We start from the raw sequence: 17115 nt of genomic DNA on the forward strand, positions 1-17115 counted from the left end.
GCACGCAACCGCTGGTCTCACCGTGACCACCAATCCTTACGGTGAGAAACATCGCTACGCTGTCGCGGCGCTTCGTCTCGAAGGCGATGAAGCTGGGAAGCCCGCTCATGTCGGCGACGTGGTGCCTTCGAGTATCCCGAGCCGCACCGCGAGCTCGGCCGCAGCGGGCGCTTTCAGCGCCTGGTAGAGCTCGTACGCCTGCATGAGCAGCTCGCGCGCGGAGGGGTCGCCCCGCTGCTCGCAGGCGGCTGCGAGGGCGACGAGCGTGCGCGCTTGTAGGGCTGGGACCTGCTCGTCGGTCCAGTACTCCAGGGACTGGCGGAGTCGCTCGGTGGCTCGGGGGTCACCATGGCGGGCTTCGATCTCGCCGAGGCTCAGCTCCGTGAGCGCCAGTCCCCAGCGATATCCCTGGTCACGAAACAGAGCGGCCGCAGCGGTCAACGCCTCTTCGGCCTCGTCCAACCGGTGTGGTTCATGCGCCAGCGCCTCGCCCAGCGCCCGCAGGCTCTGCGCGGCGCCGATCAGGTCACCGATCTGCTCGAAGAGGGTGGCGGCCTTGCGGGCCACCCACTCCGCCTCCTGAGGCCGATCGCACACCTGCAGAGTGCCGGCGAGAACTCGCAAGGCATAGGCTTCGGTGGAGCGTCCGTCACACAAGCGGGCGATGCTCAGTGCGGAATAGATGGCGTCAAGGGCGCCGGCCGTTTCACCCCGTTCTCGCAGCAGGAATCCGAGGCTCGTGAGCGCAAGGGCCCTGGCGAGAGGCAGGTTGGCCTGTTCCAGCCCCTCGACGGCCGCACGCAGCTCAGCCTCTGCCTCCTGAACACGGCCGGTAATGCTCAGCATGAAGCCGATTTCCCTGCCGGCCAAGGCAGCACCGGCCAGATCGCCGATCTCTTCTGCCAGCGCCCGTGCGGGGTACAGGGCTGAGAGGGCGGCGTCCGAATCGTCAAGTTCAATCAGGCAGCTGCCGAGCCCGCGCAGCATCGTCGCCTCACCCGACCGATCATTGGCCCGCCGGCAGGCGGCTTGCGCCACGCTCATGGCCCGCTGCCAGTCGTCATAGTATCCCCGCAGCTCGTGGAAATCGGCGCTGCAGCCGGCCAGGCAGCGCGCCGTCGCGGCCAGACCTGCCTCGGCGCAGGCCGACACCAGCACGGCCAGCGTCTCCCGCTCGGCTTCGAACCACTCGACAGGCTGGTCGGCGGCGACCGCGGACGCCCGCTGATCGGTGATGGTCGCCGTGTGGTCCCTGTCGTCGAGGTAGAGGCGCAGGCAGTCCAGGCGGTCTTGAGCCTGCCGGGCCAGGGCCAGCCAGCCGGTGGCGGCACGGGACAGCGCGGCCGTCCACTCGGCCTGGTCGATCTCGGCTTCCCGTCGCTCGCGCGCGTAGATCCGGGTAATGTCGTGGAACCGATATCGCGGCTGGCCGGCCCGGTCGGAGCCGAGCGCCTCCAGCAGCCGCGCGTCGAGCAACTCTTCGAGGACAGCGGCTCCCGCGGCCGGGTCGACGCCCAGCAGGGCGGCCACAGACCACTCCGGAAAGGACGGCACGCCCAGCTCACCGAGCAGCGCGAACGCTCGGGCGGCGGTGGGGGTAAGCCCGTGATAGGCGAGCTGGAGCCCCGGACGCACGGCCAGGTCGCCGTGGCGCAGCTCGTCAAGTCGCCGACGTTCGTCGGCCAGCCGCTCATTGAAGGCCTCAACCGTCCAGTGCGGACGCGCGGCCAGCCGTGCTCCCGCGATCCGGACGGCCAGTGGCAGCCCGCCGCATGCCGAGACCAGCTCGGCCGCTGCTGAGGGCTCGGCCCGCACCCGATCCTCACCGGCCACCTGGCACAGCAGCCTGACAGCGGTTGGGCCAGGCAGCGGCCGCAGGTCGATAGAGGTCACGCCAGGAAGGCCGGTCAGCGGCAATCGGCTGGTGACCACTACTGAGACGCCCGTGGCCGGTAGTAGTTGCTCCACTTGGCGGTACCCGCCTGCGTCGTCGACGACAAGTAGCACTTGCCGTACTGCCAGCCTGTCCCGAAACAGCGCGGCGCGCGCGTCGATACCAGCGGGCAAGGCCGATCCCTGCACGCCGAGCGCCCGCAGCCATTGGGCGAGTACGTCAGCGGGGTCAGCGGGATCGGCGGTGGCACCGCGTAGCGCCGCGTACAGATGCCCATCAGGGAACCACGATGAGAACCGGTGGCCGGCGTGTACGGCCAGGGCTGTCTTACCGACGCCTGGTGGCCCGGAGAGCACCGCCAGCCGTGGGTTGTGGTTCTCGGGGTGGAGGATGGCAGCCAGTAACCCGAGCTCCTCGTCGCGGCCGACGAAGTCCGGAAAGTCTGCGGGCAGCTGCCTCCACGTCAGGTTGGCGGCGGGAATGCCTTCTTCCTGCAGGTTGCGGTCTGGCCGGCCTGTACGGCTGGCCCAGAACAGCGCGTGGCCGACGGCGATGAACTCCTCCCGCTCCTGGCCGTCCAGGTCCAGCGCCGTTGCCAGTTGCTCCAACGAACGGGGCCGCGGACTCCGGCCGCGACCCCGTTCCAGTTCGGCAACCGATCGGGAGCTGATACCCGCACGCTCAGCAAGCGCTTCCTGAGTGAGGCGGAGACGAAGCCGGTGAGACCGGAGCAGTGCACCAAACGCGTCCCCCACGATGACGCCTCCCTGGATCACGTGTGAACGTCCACACCTTATGTCGTGATCAACTTCCGGCTCAACGTCAGGCTGAGCGTCATGGTGCGCCGACCGGCCGCCGGGTTTGATGAAGGCAGCCGGTTCGCGACGGGCGGCCGGCTGCACAGGAGGAGGCTCTGATGACCCGAAGGATCACCGGCTTCACCGACCGTCTCGTCGGCGCCCTCGCGCCCAAGACGACTGCACGCGCCACCACCGTCTGCCGGGAGAACACCTGTTACTGCCGCGGCATTTACCTGTACAAGCGGACGGTGTGTCTCTACGACGACGGTTCGGTGTATAACGGCCCCTGCAAGAACGTTGGCGCTGGCTGCTAAGTGGCGTTTGTTGTTTCAGGGTGCCAGGGCCTGCTCGCAGTGGTCTTTCTCGCCTCTGGGGTGAGCAAGTTGCGCGGCGGGCGGGCCCTGCGCGCCTTCGCGGCATCCCTGGCCGCGATGCGTCTGGTCAGCCGCTCTCGGGCGGCATTCGTCGCCACCACCCTCGCTGCCGCCGAGGGCTGCGTCACAGTGCTGGTGGCGGTTCCGCTCACCCGGCAGGCCGGCTTTGCCGCCGCGATCGCTCTGCTCGCCGTGCTCACCACGGGGGTGGCGGTGGTCCTCGCTCGCGGTGGCGGGGTGCCGTGCCGCTGCTTCGGGGCTTCGCCTGCCCCGCTGAGCGGTCGGCATCTGGTGCGTAATCTCCTGCTCGTCGCCGTCGCGCTGGCCGGCCTCGTGCTACCTGCTGGTTCCCTGGCCCTGTCGGGATGGCTTGTCGCATTTCTCGCGGGTGGTCTGGGCGGTGTGATCGTCACCTTGCTGGACGACCTGGTCGAGCTTTTCGTACCCTCTCCGACTTCCTAAAGGAGACCCGATGGCATACGTGGTCGCGACGATGGTTCTCATCGGCATGCTGAGCGCCCTCAACCTGTTGCTCAGTGTCGGGGTCATACGTCGGTTGCGTGAGCACTCCGCGGAGCTGGCCACCCTGCGCAGCGGCGGGACCGCCCCGAACGGAGGTCCGTTCCCGCTCGGTGAAGTCGCGCTCCCGGACGGCTCGCCGATCGGCGAGTTCACGGCCGTCACGGTTGATGGAGAGCCGGTTACCCTCGGCACATTCGGCGTTCGCCCGCTGGTCGGTTTCTTCTCCCCGGGCTGTACGCCGTGCGAGGAGCAGCTGCCCGCCTTCGTCGAGTTCGCGACCGGCCGGCCGGGAGGCCGTGACACGCGGCTGGCCGTCGTCGTGGGCACCGGCGAGGAGGCCGCGAAGACCGTCGAGCGCCTCAACCCCGTGGCCACGGTGGTGGTGGAGTCCGACGACGGGCCCGTCCAGAAGGCGTTCGGGGTAACCGGATTCCCCGCATTCATCCTGGTAGCGAATGGCCTGGTCGCCGCGTCGCACTACCAGCTCGGTGCCATCATCGATCATGACGCCGCGGCCCTGTCGGCTGCGGGCTGACCATTCCCTACTGATGTCACCACATGTCGCCAGGCGAGCGCTGTCGCTTGCCCGACAAGCCGCTCCCGCACAGGCCACGGCCTACCTGGGGCTGTCCCTCCTCAGCGGGCTCGCCCCGCCGACGGCCGCGTGGCTGACCAAGTTCGTGATCGACCGGCTCGTGGCCGACTCGGTGCGGTGGCTGGATGTGCTCCGGCTGACCGCCGCGTTGGTCGCCGTCGGGGTGGCCGTCGCGCTTGTACCGCACGCCGTCCGTTACCTGCAGGCCGAGACGCGCCGACGAGTGCTTCTTCTCGCCAACTCGCGTCTCTATGCCGCGGTGGATCGTTTCGTGGGCCTTCGCCGCTTCGAGGATCCGGCGTTCCTTGACCGCCTGCAGATCGCCAGATCAAGCGGTGCAGGCGGCCCTGGGGATGTGCTGGACGGAGGCCTCGGCGCTGTTCAGGCGCTGGTCACGGTGGGCGGCTTCGCAGGTACTCTGCTCATGCTCGAACCCTGGGTGGCCGTCGCGGTCGTGTTCGCCGCCGTTCCGGCCTTGCTCGCCGAGCTCGCGCTGAGCAGGCGCCGAGTGGCGATGGTGACCGAGATCGGCCAGGCCGAACGTAGAGAATTGTTCTACTCCAGCTTGCTGACCAATCCGCAGACCGCCAAGGAACTACGGCTGTTCGGCGCCGGCCCGTACCTCTGGGGTCGCATGGCGGCGGAGATAAGGACGATCAACGACGCGCATCGCCGCATCGACCGGCGCCAGCTGGCTGTCCAGGGCGGGCTGGCTGTGCTGGGAGCCACCGTGGCGGGCACCCTGCTGCTGTGGGTGGTCCGCTCGGCCGTGGTCGGAACGCTGACCGTCGGCGACGTGGCACTCGTGGTCGCCGCGGTGGGTTCCGTCCAGGGTGCTCTCGCCGGCCTGGTCACCGAAGCGGTGACGGTGCACCAGGCATTAGCGCTCTTCGGCCGCTACCTGGCCGTTGTCGACGCCGGCCCAGACCTGCCGGTCCGCCGGGAGCCGCTGCCGACATCGCCGCTGCAACGCGGCATCGAATTGCGTGACGTGTGGTTCCGCTACGCCGACGACCAGCCCTGGGTGCTGCGCGGGGTGAACCTCACGCTCCCGGCTGGATGCGCAACCGCCGTCGTCGGGCTCAACGGTGCGGGTAAGACCACGTTGATCAAGCTCCTGTGCCGCTTCTACGACCCGACCCGCGGGGCGATCCTCTGGGACGGCACAGACCTGCGCGACCTCGACCCAGTGGAATTGAGGCGCCGGATCCGCGCCGTCTTCCAGGACGCGACATCGTACGATCTGACGGCGAGGGAGAACATCGGGATCGGAGACCCGACTGCGCTGTCGGATCTCCCCCGGATTGAGCGCGCGGCACGGCAGGCCGGTGTGCACGACGTCATCGCCACGCTCCGTCAGGGCTACGAGACGATGCTCACCCGGATCTTCTTCTCGGAAGCCGACCGAGCCGACCCGGAGACCGGGGTGGTTCTTTCCGGAGGGCAATGGCAGCGGCTGTCGATCGCTCGCGGCCTCGTGCTCGACAAGCCAGACCTCCTCGTTCTTGACGAACCGAGCTCCGCTCTGGACGCGGAGGCCGAGCATGAGGTACACGCACGGCTCCGCGCGCACAGAAGCGGATTGACCAGCGTGCTCATCTCACACCGGCTGGGGGTGGTGCGGGAGGCCGACGTGATCGTCGTCCTGTCCGGCGGGCGGGTTGTCGAGTGCGGCACCCACGTCGACCTGTTGGCGCGTGACGGCGAGTATGCGCGGCTCTTCGCGCTGCAAGCGGCCGGTTATCGCTCCTCGGACCCGGAGGCACTCGTATGATCGCCGTCCTGATCAGCATGGGAGGGTTGTCACTCGCCGCCGCGATCGCTGTCATGGTGCTCCGGCGGCGCCTGGTGGTGGTATCGGTCAGCGGGCCCAGCATGGCACCGACCCTGCGGCATAGAGATCGGGTGCTGGTGCGACGGGTGCCTGCGGAGACGCTAGGCAAGGGCGACATTGTGGTGGTCACCGAGCCGGGGCCGTGCAGAGCAGGCGGTTCTGCCGACACCCTCGGCTCACCCTTGGTGATCAAGCGGGTCGTTGCCGTGGCGGGCGATGCGGAACCCGCGTTCCTGCCCGAATGGGCTCGGCGGCCCGACGGCGTCGTCGGTCCAGGCCGGCTCGTCGTCCTTGGCGACAACGCCGACTTCAGCTGGGACTCCCGCCAGTTCGGCACGGTGCGGGCCGAGCAGGTGCTCGGCGTGGTGCTCCGCCCGCTTGGAAGCCAGATCTAGCCGCCCTCGTCCTGCCCCACCACGAGACGGCCGCGTCGCCTGAAGATCACATAGAGCAAGGAGGCCGGGATTGGCTCGGCCATGGAGGGAAGGAACGCTTGTGAGGCGAATCGTCGCGGCGCTCGCCGCCGTCGCTGCCGTGCTGTTCGGCCTGCAGGCGCCGGCACGTGCGAAGACACCTACGCTCTTCGGGGCTTCCGTCTATCAACCGCCGGGGCAGACGTTCAGCGAGGCGTTGGCGGCCGCCGATGCCCGGCAGGGCAGGCTCCCGGCTCTGCGCGTCTTCTATCCCGGCGCCCCAGGGGCGTGGACTGACGCAAAGCTCAACACGCCGGGCCGGACGACCGTCGTGTCGTTCAAGTACCCTCCCAAGGACGTGGCAGCGGGCAAGTACGACGCATATCTGCGTTCGTGGTTCGCGAGTGCCCCGCGGGACCGGGATGTCTTCTGGTGCTTCTACCACGAACCCGAAGACGAGATCGGCGACGGGCGGTTCACCGCGGAGGACTACAAAGCGGCGTGGAGGCGTATCGACGGCCTTGCCGGCGAAGCCGGGAACCCACGGCTCTTCGCCACTACGATCTTGATGGACTGGACGCTCAGCGAGCGCAGCGGCAGGCACTGGCAGGACTACTATCCCGGCTCGGCGTACGTCGACGTCATGGCGTGGGACGTATATGGCTTCGATGAGGCGAACTCCGAGACGATGGCCGCTCACAACGCGAGCCGTCAGGGGCTTGAGGTCGCCCGATCGCAGAACAAGCCGTACGCCGTCGCGGAACTCGGAGTGCGGGATCATGTCAATCGTCCGGCGATGCTTCACGACATCGCAAAGTGGATGCGCAGCACGGCTGACGCGCGCTTCGTCACGTACTTCGACTCCTACGAGTGGCCGCAGTACGCCCTGATCGGCGACGACGCGAGCATCCAGGCATGGCGCGGGGCGGTGACTGGCGGGCTGTTCGCCGGCACTCCGGTTATGACCACGTCCACCGGGCCGGCGGCGCCGACCTCAACCTCGATCGAGTGGACGACCCGGATCGACCCCGCTCAAAAGAGTGGCTGGGTTTCCTGCGCATCGTGGGCCACCGCAACCGGAGGCCAGTTCTCGGAAGGTCCACGGCAGTACGTCTACGGCAACCCCGAGACGATCACGTGCAAGAGGGGTGGTCTGCAGCCGAACACGTCGTACCGGGCCCGACTCAAGTGGTGGGATGCCGAGGCAGGAGGAACGATGCTCTACAAGAGCAACACCGTCGACCAGGTCACGACTTCGGCCTGACAGCTGGTCCGAAAGTAGGACCTCAGCCGCAGGCCGTCGGCGGCGAGCGGGATGAGCACCGCCGCGAGGTGGTCCTCACCGTAGCGGAGGCAGAGCTCGTGCATGTGCCTGAACGACACGACCGCCGCGATCAGCGCCAGTAGCGCGACACCTGCGATCGTCGTACGCCGGATGCGGCGCACAGCCAGGGAGAGATCGGTTTCCACAACCGCTCACCTCTGACCGAGCAGGAAGCGGGTGGTGAGAGCGAAGGGATGTGCAGTTGGTTCGTCTCCCCCCTCGGACACAAACCTTTTGCACATGTGGAGGCCAGGGATCACCTGAGCCTCCACAAGTCGTTTCTGGGGTCGGTACGTCAATCTGAGCCCTATCTGTGAGTAGATGTCGGCTTTGTCGACCGGATCGGCTTCTTGGAGGACCTTCACGAGGTCCCCGAGCGCTGTCACCACCGCATCGATCTCCTCCTTGCTCATGCGGCGCCGCCCACTCGCCTGGCGCAGCTGTGCCTGTGCGGCGACGCGCTGTGTCTGGGTCTCGGCAATCCATTGGGTGACCAGCACCGGGTCGGCACCCGCTTCGAGCGCCGCTCGGTGCTGAGCGAGCTTGCGGTCACATTCGGCGATCTTCATTCGAGCCGCTTCGCTGACGCTGTCGGGGGCGTCCTGGCAGTGGTCGGCGAGTGCCTGAATCGTCTGCTCACGCCGCTTGGGTGCGAACGCCAGTGTCAGCCAGGCATCGAGGTGATCGAGCACGTCGGCCTCGCGCAGGTAGACGACCTTGGGGTGATCGACGTCGTTGGCCAGGGCGTACTCGGCCGGGTATCGGCAGCGGTAGTAGCTGATCATCTTGATCCGCATCCCCGGCTGGACCTCCCGTCGGATCTTCGCCGGGGTCGGCGGCCACTCGACGATCGGGCGGATGGTCAAGTACGCCTTGGCCTACAAGCTCACCTCGCCCGTCCTGGCCGCCCTGCACCTCCGCCCGGGTGGACGCCGGAGCAGCACGCCTCGGGTCGCCGGGCACGTGGCCGCCGCCCACGCGATGGCCGGGAGAACGATGGCCAGCCGAGCGCTTCCGGCGCTCGCCGCCGGTCCTGCTGGTACGGCTGCCGCTGCCGGCGCGACTGCCCTGACCGGAACCGCCGCCTCCGCGGCCCGAGGTGGGCCCGGCCCTGCCAAACACGCGCCCGTGGCCGCCCGCCGCCCGGTGAACCCGGCGGATTGGGAGGCCGCCCCGGTCAAGCACGCTCCATCCGCTCCTGCCGTCCAGGGCAAGTACCGGACGCCGCCGCGGCCGTCCGGTCCGGTTCCCCCGACGACGCCGGTATACGGCCACCCGCGCGAGACCTACTACGCCAACGGCCCCGCCGGGCTGGCCCAGATGTACCGGCTCCGCACCCAGAACAGTCCTTCACCGCCTGCCCGCCCACCGGTCCCGCCGGTCATGTTCCGGCCTCCCGTCTACCCCTCGCAGGGCGTCGCCAGAGGCGCGCACGACGCAGCGGATCGCCGTACTCCGCCCCCCAACCCCACAGGAGATGAGGGCCAATGAGCTGGGTGCAACCCGGTGATCTCCTTGGTGATCGCGTCTCGCACGGCCTCGGCGCCGCGGCCGGCCAGTGCCGGACCGTTCTTCACCCGCTCCTGAAGGCCGTAGCCCTCCATCTGGGGCAGGTGCAACAGCAGGGTGAACCGGGTCGTACGTTCCACCAGGGTGCCGATCGCCGACCTGCCGGTGCCGATGATGAGATCACCTTCCCAGTGGCCCGGGACCGCGCGGTCGTCGGCCTCGGCGGGCCGCTCGCTGATCAGAACTTCAGGCGTCACGTGGCCGCCGTTCTTGCGCCGGGTGCGGGCGCGCCCTGTCCGGCCAGCCGCTCCTGCACGTACTCGCGCAGTTGCTGGTTAGCCGCAAGTTTGGCGGTCTTCGGCCGCCGAACCCGGCGCTCGGCATGCCATTGCGCGACCGTCGCCCGGTATTCCACGTCATACGTCCGCGTCGAGGCGTTGCGCCGCAGCTCGCGGGAGATCGTCGACGGCGACCGTCCCAGGCGCCGGGTCCCTCACCGCAGCACAGGAAGCCACCGACGGCCGGGTCGCGGGCTACAACCACCAGCGGCCGCACCAGTCACTGGACATGGCCACCCCGGCCAACCTGTGACGACTGCTCATCGTACCCGCTTTGCGCGGCCATGACCTCGTCGCTGTGCTCGATCGTCCACCTGAGCAGGCAGATGAACGGCCCGCGGAAAGACTTGCCCAGAGACGTGAGGGAGTACTCCACGCCGATCGGCGATGTCTCAAGTACCCGGCGTCGGATCAGGCCGTTGCGTTCCAGGCGGCGCAGCGTCTGGGTGAGCACTCGCTGCGTCACGCCGTCCAGTTGCCGCTTGATCTCGTTGAACCGCGTCGGCTGTTCCAGGACCTCCATCGCCATCATGGACCACTTGTCGGCGATCTGATCGAGGATCGGCCGGCTCGGGCAGTCGGCGCTGAAGCGCGGAGCCTCGGCGGGCGTGGGCGATGAGGTGGTGTCCATGAGGATCCTTAGTGCTCGGAAAGTGCGTTATTGATCAGTCGTGGCGCGTGGACCAGGGTAGGTATGCATTGCAAACCTACCGGCCTATCGACAACCTTGAGGACCCCGTGAACCTGGACACGTACACAACGCTCGACGTCAACATCGACGGGAGAGTGGCGTGGATCACGCTCGATAATCCTCCGGTCAACGTCCTCAGCGGGACCTTGATCCGTGAACTGCACGAGGTGCTCGGCGCGTTGCGCGAGGACCACTCGGTCCGCGTCATCGTGTTCTCCAGTGCCAACCCAGAGTTCTTCCTGGCTCACGTCGACATCCACATCCTTGACGAGATGGACAACCTGCAGGAGATCGCCGACCGGAACCCGGATGCCAACCTGTTCCAGGGGGTCGGTGAACTGCTCCGTCACCAGCCGCAGGTCACGATCGTCAAGCTCGCCGGCAAGGCCCGTGCTGGCGGCGCCGAGTTCGTCGCGGCGGCCGATCTGACCTTCGCCGCGAGGGAGACCGCGGGCCTCGGCCAGACCGAGGTGCTGATGGGCATCGTTCCGGGTGGCGGGGGAACGCAGTACCTGCGCGAGCGGGTCGGACGGAACCGCGCTCTCGAACTGCTGCTCACCGCCGACCTGGTGGACGCCGATACGGCCGCCGCCTACGGCTGGATCAACCGCGCGGTGCCCGCGCCTGAACTCGACGTCGTCGTCGACCAGATGGCAAAGAAGATCGCCGCGCTCTCACCGGAGCTCATCGCCGCAGCGAAGAGGCTGGTCCCGCCGATGGACCTGGCGGACGGTCTGAAGGCGGAGCACGACGCGTGGGCCGAGCTCGTGAGCGGGCCCCTGCCCCCGCAGCTCATGACGCGTGCCCTGGAACACGGCGTGCAGACACCGGAAGGCGAGCGCGACCTGGAGTCGGTCATGCGCCGCATCACAGCCACTCTCTAGCTCCAGGCTCGGTTACCACATCAAATGCGTCGGAGAACACGAAACAATGAAGGCAGCTTTCTTCGCCACCAACGGTCCTGCGAAAACCGTGCTGCAGGTGCTCGACATCGCACAGCCAGAACCCGGTCCCGGCCAGGTGCGTGTCCGCGTCACGCTCTCCGCGATCAACCCCGGAGACATGTGGATGCGGACGAACTCATCCCCTGAGGACTTCGGGCCTGTCGGCGAGCACCACGGCCGCATCCCGCACCAAGATGGCACGGGCGTGGTCGATGCGGTCGGCGCGGGCGTCGACACGAGCCGGATCGGCGAACGCGTGTGGATCTGGATGGCCGGCTCCGGCACACCGTGGGGAACCGCCGCCGAGTGGACCGTGGTGCCGTCCGAACAGGCGGTCCGGTTGCCGGAGGGGACGTCCGATGAACTGGGTGCCAGCCTGGGCATTCCGGCCATGACCGCGCATTGGTGCCTGCACGCCGACGGCTCACCGGAAGACAGCACAGTGCTCGTCGCGGCCGGAGCGGGAGCCGTCGGCCACTACGCGATCGAACTCGGCAAGATCGCCGGCGCGCGGATCGTGACCACCGTCAGCGGACCGGAGAAGGCGGCACTCGCCCGCGCCGCCGGTGCGGACCTCGTCGTGAACTACCGCGACGCCGACGCCGTGCGGCAGATCCTCGACGGAGCCGGACCCGTCGACCGGATCATCGAGGTCGCACTTACCGACAACCTCGAACTGGACCTGGCCGTCGCCGCCCCAGGGGCGACGATCGTCACCTATGCGGCGCAGCCGGTGGATCCGACACTGCCGGTGTTCCGGCTGATGTGGCCGAACCTCGTGCTGAGGTTCGCGTTGTTCCTTACCGAACCGCGGGACGCGCTGCTGCGCGCAGCCACCGACATCAATTCGGCGCTGGAGCAAAACCTGCTCTCGCCTCTCCCCGTGCACTCCTTCGAACTCAACAACGTAGCGGCCGCACACGAAGCAGTGGAAAGCGGTGTCACCGGCAAGGTCGTACTGGACCTCCGCTGACAGGCCCGCGCCGTTCAGGTCCGACCCAGGTCCGCCCCGCGCAGGAGGGCGAGATCCCTGCTCCGCGGTCAGCTGGGCCTGGCGGGAGGTCTCCAGGGACTCGGCGGTGTACCGCAGGCCTTGAACGGTGAAGACCACGCCGCCGATGACGACCAGGCCGGTTGCGGCCTGGATCAGGGTGTTGCGGGCGGCGTTGACGGCCTCCACGCGCTCGGGGGCGGTCATCTGCCGGCGTTCCGCGGCCGTCAGCGGGGCGGTCTCGCCAGCCAGGCGTCGGGCCATCGGCCCCGACCAGGAACGCGATCACCAAGATGAATAGTGATGTGGTTCCAGACCCCCCTCGGACACGCACTCCGGTACATGTTGGGCCTGGCCTCAACTGCGACCGCTCTCTCCAGAGGGTCGTAGACGAGGTGCAGGCCCATCTGCGTATAGAGGTCGTTCAGGTCGGCCGGTCCGCCTTCTTGATGACCTTGGCCATCTCGGCCAAGCGAGGGATCATCTCTGCGATTTCCTTTTCACTGATCTCCCTCTTCCTGGTGATGGCCCGTAGCCGGCCCTCTGCCTTCAGCCGCTCGGCTCGGGTCTCGGCTCCACCCGCGTCCAGAGTCGTCCGGTAGCGGGCCAATAGAGCCCCTGACCGTGGAGGAACTCCCAGAAGATCCGGCCCACGATGGGAGCGGTCGCCGGGTCGGGTTCCAACCGGCGTGGCGGTCCGTTGCTTCGCCGGCAGAGGATCTTCCAGGACAATCCCCTGGGGCGGAACCGACATGAGCATGACTTCAGCGGGCAACGGATCTTCAACGTGGCTTGGGCATGTTTCACAAGTCAGGTCGGACCGCGGCAGGGAGGCCGATGGTGCACCGGCAAGCAGTCCCTCGACCCGTTACCGTGCCGGAGAATCGGCGGCGTCGTAGCGCTGCTGGGCGGCCTCCAGCGCCGGGGTGTTGGCGCTGAACCAGCTCAGCAGCGCGCACAGCTGCTGCGCCAGGCTCTGCCCGAGTGGCGTCAGGCTGTAGGTGACCTGCGGCGGGACGGTCGGCTCCACTAGGCGTTCGACCAGCCCGTACCGCACCACCGACTTGAGGTACTGCGACAGCATCTTCTGGCTGATGCCGCCGATGTGCCGGTGAAGGCCGGAGAAGCGCATCGGTCCAGGAACCAGCGCAGCGATGATCAACGCACCCCACCGGCCGGTCACCTGGGCCATCACCGGCCGCGTCGGGCAGTCCTTGTCGAAAGACCCTGCCGGAAGCTGGGCGAAGCCATCCTTGAACTGCTCACTCACCGCCATGCCATCAGCTTACAAAAAGGTACGTACTTACGAAAGGTGACCGACAGTCCTAGAGTCGACCACGGAACCAGCGATCAAACAAGACGAATGGATTCAAAGTGGTCACAAGTCGTATATCCCCGGCCTTCCTGGGCTGGGACCTCGGAGGCATCGTTGTGCGCCGAGTCGACGAAATCGACATGTCACCGGCAACCAGTCAATGGCTGCTGCCCGATGCCACACCGGAACACTTGCACCACCCCTGGCTGCAACCCGACTTCACCGACGGCACAGCCTTCGCGATGCACGTACACATCTTCGCGATCGAGGCGAACGGCAAGCGCATCCTGGTCGACACCGGCATCGGCAACGACAAGCCCCGGCAGATACCCGACGCCGACAACCTGCAGACCCCGCTGCTGCGCCGGCTAACCGCCGCGGGCTTCGCCCCGGACACCGTCGACCTGGTGATCACCACGCACATGCACGTCGACCACGTCGGCTGGAACACTCACCTGGTCGACAGCCGCTGGACACCGACCTTCCCGAACGCCCGCTACCTCACCGACCGCAGGGAATGGGACTACTGGACCGCCGCCGCCGAAAGCGACGAGGAGGTCGCCCAGGTGCACCGGGATTCCCTGCGACCTATTCGTGACACCGGCCTGTACGACCTGCTCGACATTCCCGCCTCAGGCCTTGAGGTGGCCGACGGCGTCCGCCTCGTACCGACACGCGGCCACACGCCCGGCCACCTGTCGGTCAAGCTGACAGGCACCGGCCGCAATGCGCTGATCAGCGGCGACAGCCTGCATCATCCCGTGCAACTGGCGTACCCCGACATGGGTAGCGTCGGCGACGTCGATCCCGCCGAGGCACGAACCACCCGCCACCACCTGCTCACCGAGCTGGCCGGTACTGATGACCTGCTGCTGGGCACCCACTTCACGCATCCCACCAGCGGACGCGTCCAGCAGCGGGACAACCGATTCCAGCTGCTGGCCGATTCCCCTGCCCTTCTCCGGCCCGCCTCGTTCTAAAGATCCGCGGGCCGGTAACAGCGCCCAAGGGGGCGTTTCGAACCACCACCACAACAGGACCCGGCCCTCTTCGAACATGTCAGCCTGATGATGCGCCCGATCAGGCTCGGCTACGGCGATGTTGGCCCCCAAGCTGGCCAGGCTGCCGACCATCACCTCTGTGATGGCTCTGGCCTTGTCGCCGATCTCGGCGACAAGGGTGGCGATCTCCTCCCGGGACATGCGGGCGCTCCTCGTGGTCGTGGGGAGTTCCGCCTCGGCCCTGACCCGCTCGGCCTCGGCCTCGGCGATCCACTTGCCGATTTCTTCCGGGTCGCCTCCGGCTTCGGTCGCGGCTCGGTAGCGGGCCACCTTGGTCTCCGTCCCGACCTCGCATCCGTTCTCCGCGAGCCGGTCCCTGAGCAGGGCGGCGCCGATCCCGAGGCGCGGGGCGTATTCCATGAACGACTCGAGGTACGACGGGTCATGGCCCGTGGCCGCCAACACCAGTTCCGGCATCAGTTCGTCCGGCCTGCCGGCTCGCAACATGGCGAGGTCGCCGACCTCAGCGTCCTGCAGCAGTTCTGCGCGGTGGATGTGCTCGCCGGCGACGTGCGCCACGACGCAGCGCGTCCCGCTCGGCCCGCAACTGCTCAAACCTGCTCGGCCAGGCGTTGCCGCTTCGCGTGCTCGGCGTCGGCAGCGGCCCGCCACTCGCCGTTCCGGTCCGGGTGGTTGCCGGGGGCGGCCTACGAATCCTTCGCGGCGATGGTGCGGATCCTCACTCCATATCAGGTGGGCCGCGATGGTCAGACGGAGGCGAGAAATGCCCGCACCCGCGCCATGAGCAGCGCGGACGCCTCAGGATCGTACGCGTCGAGCGAGGAGTCGGCGAAGAGGTGCTGGTCGCCGGCATAGACGAACAGTTCGGCGGCAGCCGTGGAGGAGGCGAGCTCGCGTGCGGCCGGCAGGTCCTCGTCGAAGAACTCGTCGCCCTCCTTGCCGTGGATCTGCACCGGCACGCCCTCGGGCCACGTCTCTCCGAATTCCGCGACCGGGAGGCAGGAGTCCATGAGGAGTGCCCCGCGGGCACCGGGCCGGGTCTGCGCGAGCCGCTGGGCGATCGTCACGCCGAAGGAGAATCCGGCGTAGACAAGCCCGGGGCCGAGTTCGTCGGCCACGGCGGCGCCGCGTTCCCGGATCGCGTTGAGCCCCAATTCTCGAGCGAATCCGAACCCCTCCTCGATGCTGCCGAACGTGCGGCCGTCGAACAGGTCCGGCGTGTGCACGGTATGCCCGGCCTGTCGCAGGCAGTCGGCGAAGCTCCGGACCCCGTCGGTCAGGCCTTGGATGTGGTGGTAAAGCAGCACGTCGGTCACGGCGTTGAATTCCTTGCGAACGATCGAAATTTCCGGAACGTTCCGCGATGCTAGTCTGTTGCGCCATGGCAGACAACCGCCCGGACTACGAGCTAGCCGATCGGATGGCGCTGACCAGACCGGACCAGGTGAAGGCCATCGGCCACCCACTCCGCACGATGATCCTGCAGCTCCTCCACGAGCGGGCCGCGACCGTGACCGAGTTAGCGGAGGCAGTCGAGCGCCCCAAGAGCACGGTCGCGCACCACGTGGACGTGCTTACACGGAACGGCCTGCTCCAGGTGGTGCGCACGCGGAAGGTGCGGGCGATCGAGGAGCGCTTCTACGGGCGCACCGCGCGCATGTTCCACGTGGCAGCGGAGTCATCCCCCGCTGGCGAACAGATGCCGCGCGACTTCAACGACTTCGAGGTGGCTGCACGCGAGTCCGCGAAGGCGTTCGAGCAGGGAAAGCTCTGGGGCTTCATCCGGCATGCGCGCATCTCGCAGGATCAGGCCTCCCAGTTTTGGGAGCAGATGGCGGAACTGGTCGATGAGTTCGACCGGATGCCGAGGTCAGGCGAAACCATGTACGGATTCGCGATCGGCATCTATCCCACCGACCACCCGACCCTGCCGACGGCGCAGTGATGCACCTACTCGAGAATCGCGGACGGCCTGATCTTGCACCTGGTCAAGCCGGCTGCTGCCGCCGTCACTGACGATCGAGCCGCCCGCCGACCAAGTCAGGCCACCCACCGCGTCGAGCTCGACGTCCTCGGATAGCCGGACATCGGGGTACATCATCAAGTGCGTGCGAGACGACCGCCTTGCCGTCCTGGGTGATCGCGATGTCGAGTTCCAGGGTGCTCACGCCGAGTTCGAGCGCATTGACGAAGGCCGGAATCGTGTTCTCCGACATCGGCGCGGCGCCGCCCCGATGCGCCTGGAGGTCGAGCACGCGCTTCCCGTGACCGTTGCCGCGGACCGGATTGCCGTGTCCGTTGTTGTGAGCCGGCTTGCCGTGGGCGGCGTCGGCCGAGGCGATCCCTGGCAATGCGGCCATCACACCGCCGAGCACAGCGACGGTCGCGGCCCTGCGCAATGCACCCATGTGTCATCCCCCCTGCGAGTAGTGCTGCTGAGGGTACGGCCGGGCACGACGGGCCCGATCGGGCACAAAGATTAAGAATCAGCGCGACAGAAGGGGATACAGCAGTTGCAATCAGGACGAAGGTTGTATGAGCGTCATAAG

General features: G+C 67.8%; 17 protein-coding genes and 2 pseudogenes. 11 read left to right on the top strand and 8 right to left on the bottom strand.

Annotated elements, in window-relative coordinates; all coding sequences use genetic code 11:
- Positions 1 to 105: 105 nt before the first annotated feature.
- Complete coding sequence (locus FLX08_RS38405; protein WP_142625180.1) at positions 106 to 2796, bottom strand: ATP-binding protein; 2691 nt, start codon at positions 2794 to 2796, stop codon at positions 106 to 108.
- Positions 2797 to 2810: 14 nt separating this feature from the next.
- Here FLX08_RS38405 and FLX08_RS38410 point away from each other — a divergent pair, with 14 nt between their 5' ends.
- From FLX08_RS38410 to FLX08_RS38435, 6 genes are all read left to right on the top strand, one after another.
- The gene (locus tag FLX08_RS38410) at positions 2811 to 3008 is read left to right on the top strand and encodes a hypothetical protein (RefSeq protein WP_142625181.1); all 198 of its coding nucleotides are present in this window, start codon (positions 2811 to 2813) and stop codon (positions 3006 to 3008) included.
- Entirely contained in the window at positions 3009 to 3530 is a 522-nt protein-coding gene (locus FLX08_RS38415; protein ID WP_142625182.1) for a MauE/DoxX family redox-associated membrane protein, read from the top strand. It begins immediately after the preceding gene.
- Between the two features lie 19 nt (positions 3531 to 3549).
- Positions 3550 to 4125: a TlpA family protein disulfide reductase gene (locus FLX08_RS38420; RefSeq protein WP_167530745.1), complete on the top strand. Its 576-nt coding sequence runs from the start codon at positions 3550 to 3552 to the stop codon at positions 4123 to 4125.
- 13 nt (positions 4126 to 4138) lie between these two features.
- Complete coding sequence (locus tag FLX08_RS38425; RefSeq protein ID WP_244313200.1) at positions 4139 to 5959, top strand: ABC transporter ATP-binding protein; 1821 nt, start codon at positions 4139 to 4141, stop codon at positions 5957 to 5959.
- The gene (locus tag FLX08_RS38430; RefSeq protein ID WP_208761943.1) at positions 5956 to 6414 is read left to right on the top strand and encodes a S26 family signal peptidase; all 459 of its coding nucleotides are present in this window, start codon (positions 5956 to 5958) and stop codon (positions 6412 to 6414) included. The genes FLX08_RS38425 and FLX08_RS38430 overlap by 4 nt, the downstream gene beginning before the upstream one ends.
- 100 nt (positions 6415 to 6514) lie before the next feature.
- Positions 6515 to 7696 carry a glycoside hydrolase family 26 protein gene (locus tag FLX08_RS38435; RefSeq protein ID WP_142625184.1) on the top strand — a complete coding sequence of 394 codons (1182 nt, stop codon included), beginning with the start codon at positions 6515 to 6517 and terminating at the stop codon, positions 7694 to 7696.
- On the opposite strand, the gene FLX08_RS38440 is transcribed toward FLX08_RS38435, so the two are convergent.
- The 3 genes and pseudogenes from FLX08_RS38440 to FLX08_RS43170 form a co-directional block, all read right to left on the bottom strand.
- Entirely contained in the window at positions 7654 to 7902 is a 249-nt protein-coding gene (locus FLX08_RS38440) for a DUF2637 domain-containing protein (RefSeq protein ID WP_244313201.1), read from the bottom strand. The genes FLX08_RS38435 and FLX08_RS38440 overlap by 43 nt on opposite strands.
- Positions 7903 to 7908: 6 nt before the next feature.
- Positions 7909 to 8622, bottom strand: a complete 714-nt coding sequence (locus FLX08_RS38445; RefSeq protein WP_142625185.1) for a hypothetical protein — start codon at positions 8620 to 8622, stop codon at positions 7909 to 7911.
- Between the two features lie 741 nt (positions 8623 to 9363).
- Positions 9364 to 9752, bottom strand: a pseudogene (locus FLX08_RS43170) (transposase); the annotation flags it as partial.
- A gap of 2 nt (positions 9753 to 9754) precedes the next feature.
- On the opposite strand from FLX08_RS43170, the pseudogene FLX08_RS43560 reads away from it, so the two are divergent.
- Positions 9755 to 9853, top strand: a pseudogene (locus FLX08_RS43560) (integrase core domain-containing protein); the annotation flags it as partial.
- On the opposite strand, the gene FLX08_RS38465 reads toward FLX08_RS43560, so the two are convergent.
- Complete coding sequence (locus FLX08_RS38465) at positions 9824 to 10234, bottom strand: winged helix-turn-helix transcriptional regulator (protein WP_142625186.1); 411 nt, start codon at positions 10232 to 10234, stop codon at positions 9824 to 9826. The pseudogene FLX08_RS43560 and the gene FLX08_RS38465 sit on opposite strands and share 30 nt — an antisense overlap.
- 11 nt (positions 10235 to 10245) lie before the next feature.
- Here FLX08_RS38465 and FLX08_RS38470 point away from each other — a divergent pair, with 11 nt between their 5' ends.
- Both FLX08_RS38470 and FLX08_RS38475 read left to right on the top strand, forming a co-directional pair.
- The gene (locus tag FLX08_RS38470) at positions 10246 to 11178 is read left to right on the top strand and encodes an enoyl-CoA hydratase/isomerase family protein (protein WP_208761944.1); all 933 of its coding nucleotides are present in this window, start codon (positions 10246 to 10248) and stop codon (positions 11176 to 11178) included.
- A 46-nt stretch (positions 11179 to 11224) separates the two neighbouring features.
- Entirely contained in the window at positions 11225 to 12211 is a 987-nt protein-coding gene (locus tag FLX08_RS38475) for an NADPH:quinone reductase (protein ID WP_142625187.1), read from the top strand.
- Positions 12212 to 13097: 886 nt separating this feature from the next.
- Here FLX08_RS38475 and FLX08_RS38480 read toward each other — a convergent pair.
- Complete coding sequence (locus FLX08_RS38480; protein ID WP_167530746.1) at positions 13098 to 13505, bottom strand: winged helix-turn-helix transcriptional regulator; 408 nt, start codon at positions 13503 to 13505, stop codon at positions 13098 to 13100.
- Between the two features lie 155 nt (positions 13506 to 13660).
- Between FLX08_RS38480 and FLX08_RS38485 the strand changes: the two genes are divergently transcribed.
- The gene (locus tag FLX08_RS38485) at positions 13661 to 14524 is read left to right on the top strand and encodes an MBL fold metallo-hydrolase (RefSeq protein ID WP_244313203.1); all 864 of its coding nucleotides are present in this window, start codon (positions 13661 to 13663) and stop codon (positions 14522 to 14524) included.
- A 788-nt stretch (positions 14525 to 15312) separates the two neighbouring features.
- Here FLX08_RS38485 and FLX08_RS38490 read toward each other — a convergent pair.
- Positions 15313 to 15882: a dienelactone hydrolase family protein gene (locus FLX08_RS38490; RefSeq protein WP_142625188.1), complete on the bottom strand. Its 570-nt coding sequence runs from the start codon at positions 15880 to 15882 to the stop codon at positions 15313 to 15315.
- A 65-nt stretch (positions 15883 to 15947) separates the two neighbouring features.
- Between FLX08_RS38490 and FLX08_RS38495 the strand changes: the two genes are divergently transcribed.
- The gene (locus tag FLX08_RS38495) at positions 15948 to 16511 is read left to right on the top strand and encodes an ArsR/SmtB family transcription factor (protein WP_142625189.1); all 564 of its coding nucleotides are present in this window, start codon (positions 15948 to 15950) and stop codon (positions 16509 to 16511) included.
- 64 nt (positions 16512 to 16575) lie between these two features.
- Here FLX08_RS38495 and FLX08_RS38500 read toward each other — a convergent pair whose 3' ends face one another.
- Positions 16576 to 16974: a glycerophosphodiester phosphodiesterase family protein gene (locus FLX08_RS38500; protein ID WP_142625190.1), complete on the bottom strand. Its 399-nt coding sequence runs from the start codon at positions 16972 to 16974 to the stop codon at positions 16576 to 16578.
- Positions 16975 to 17115: the final 141 nt, after the last annotated feature.

Source organism: Microbispora hainanensis (assembly GCF_006874475.1).
Taxonomy (GTDB): Bacteria; Actinomycetota; Actinomycetes; order Streptosporangiales; family Streptosporangiaceae; genus Microbispora; species Microbispora hainanensis.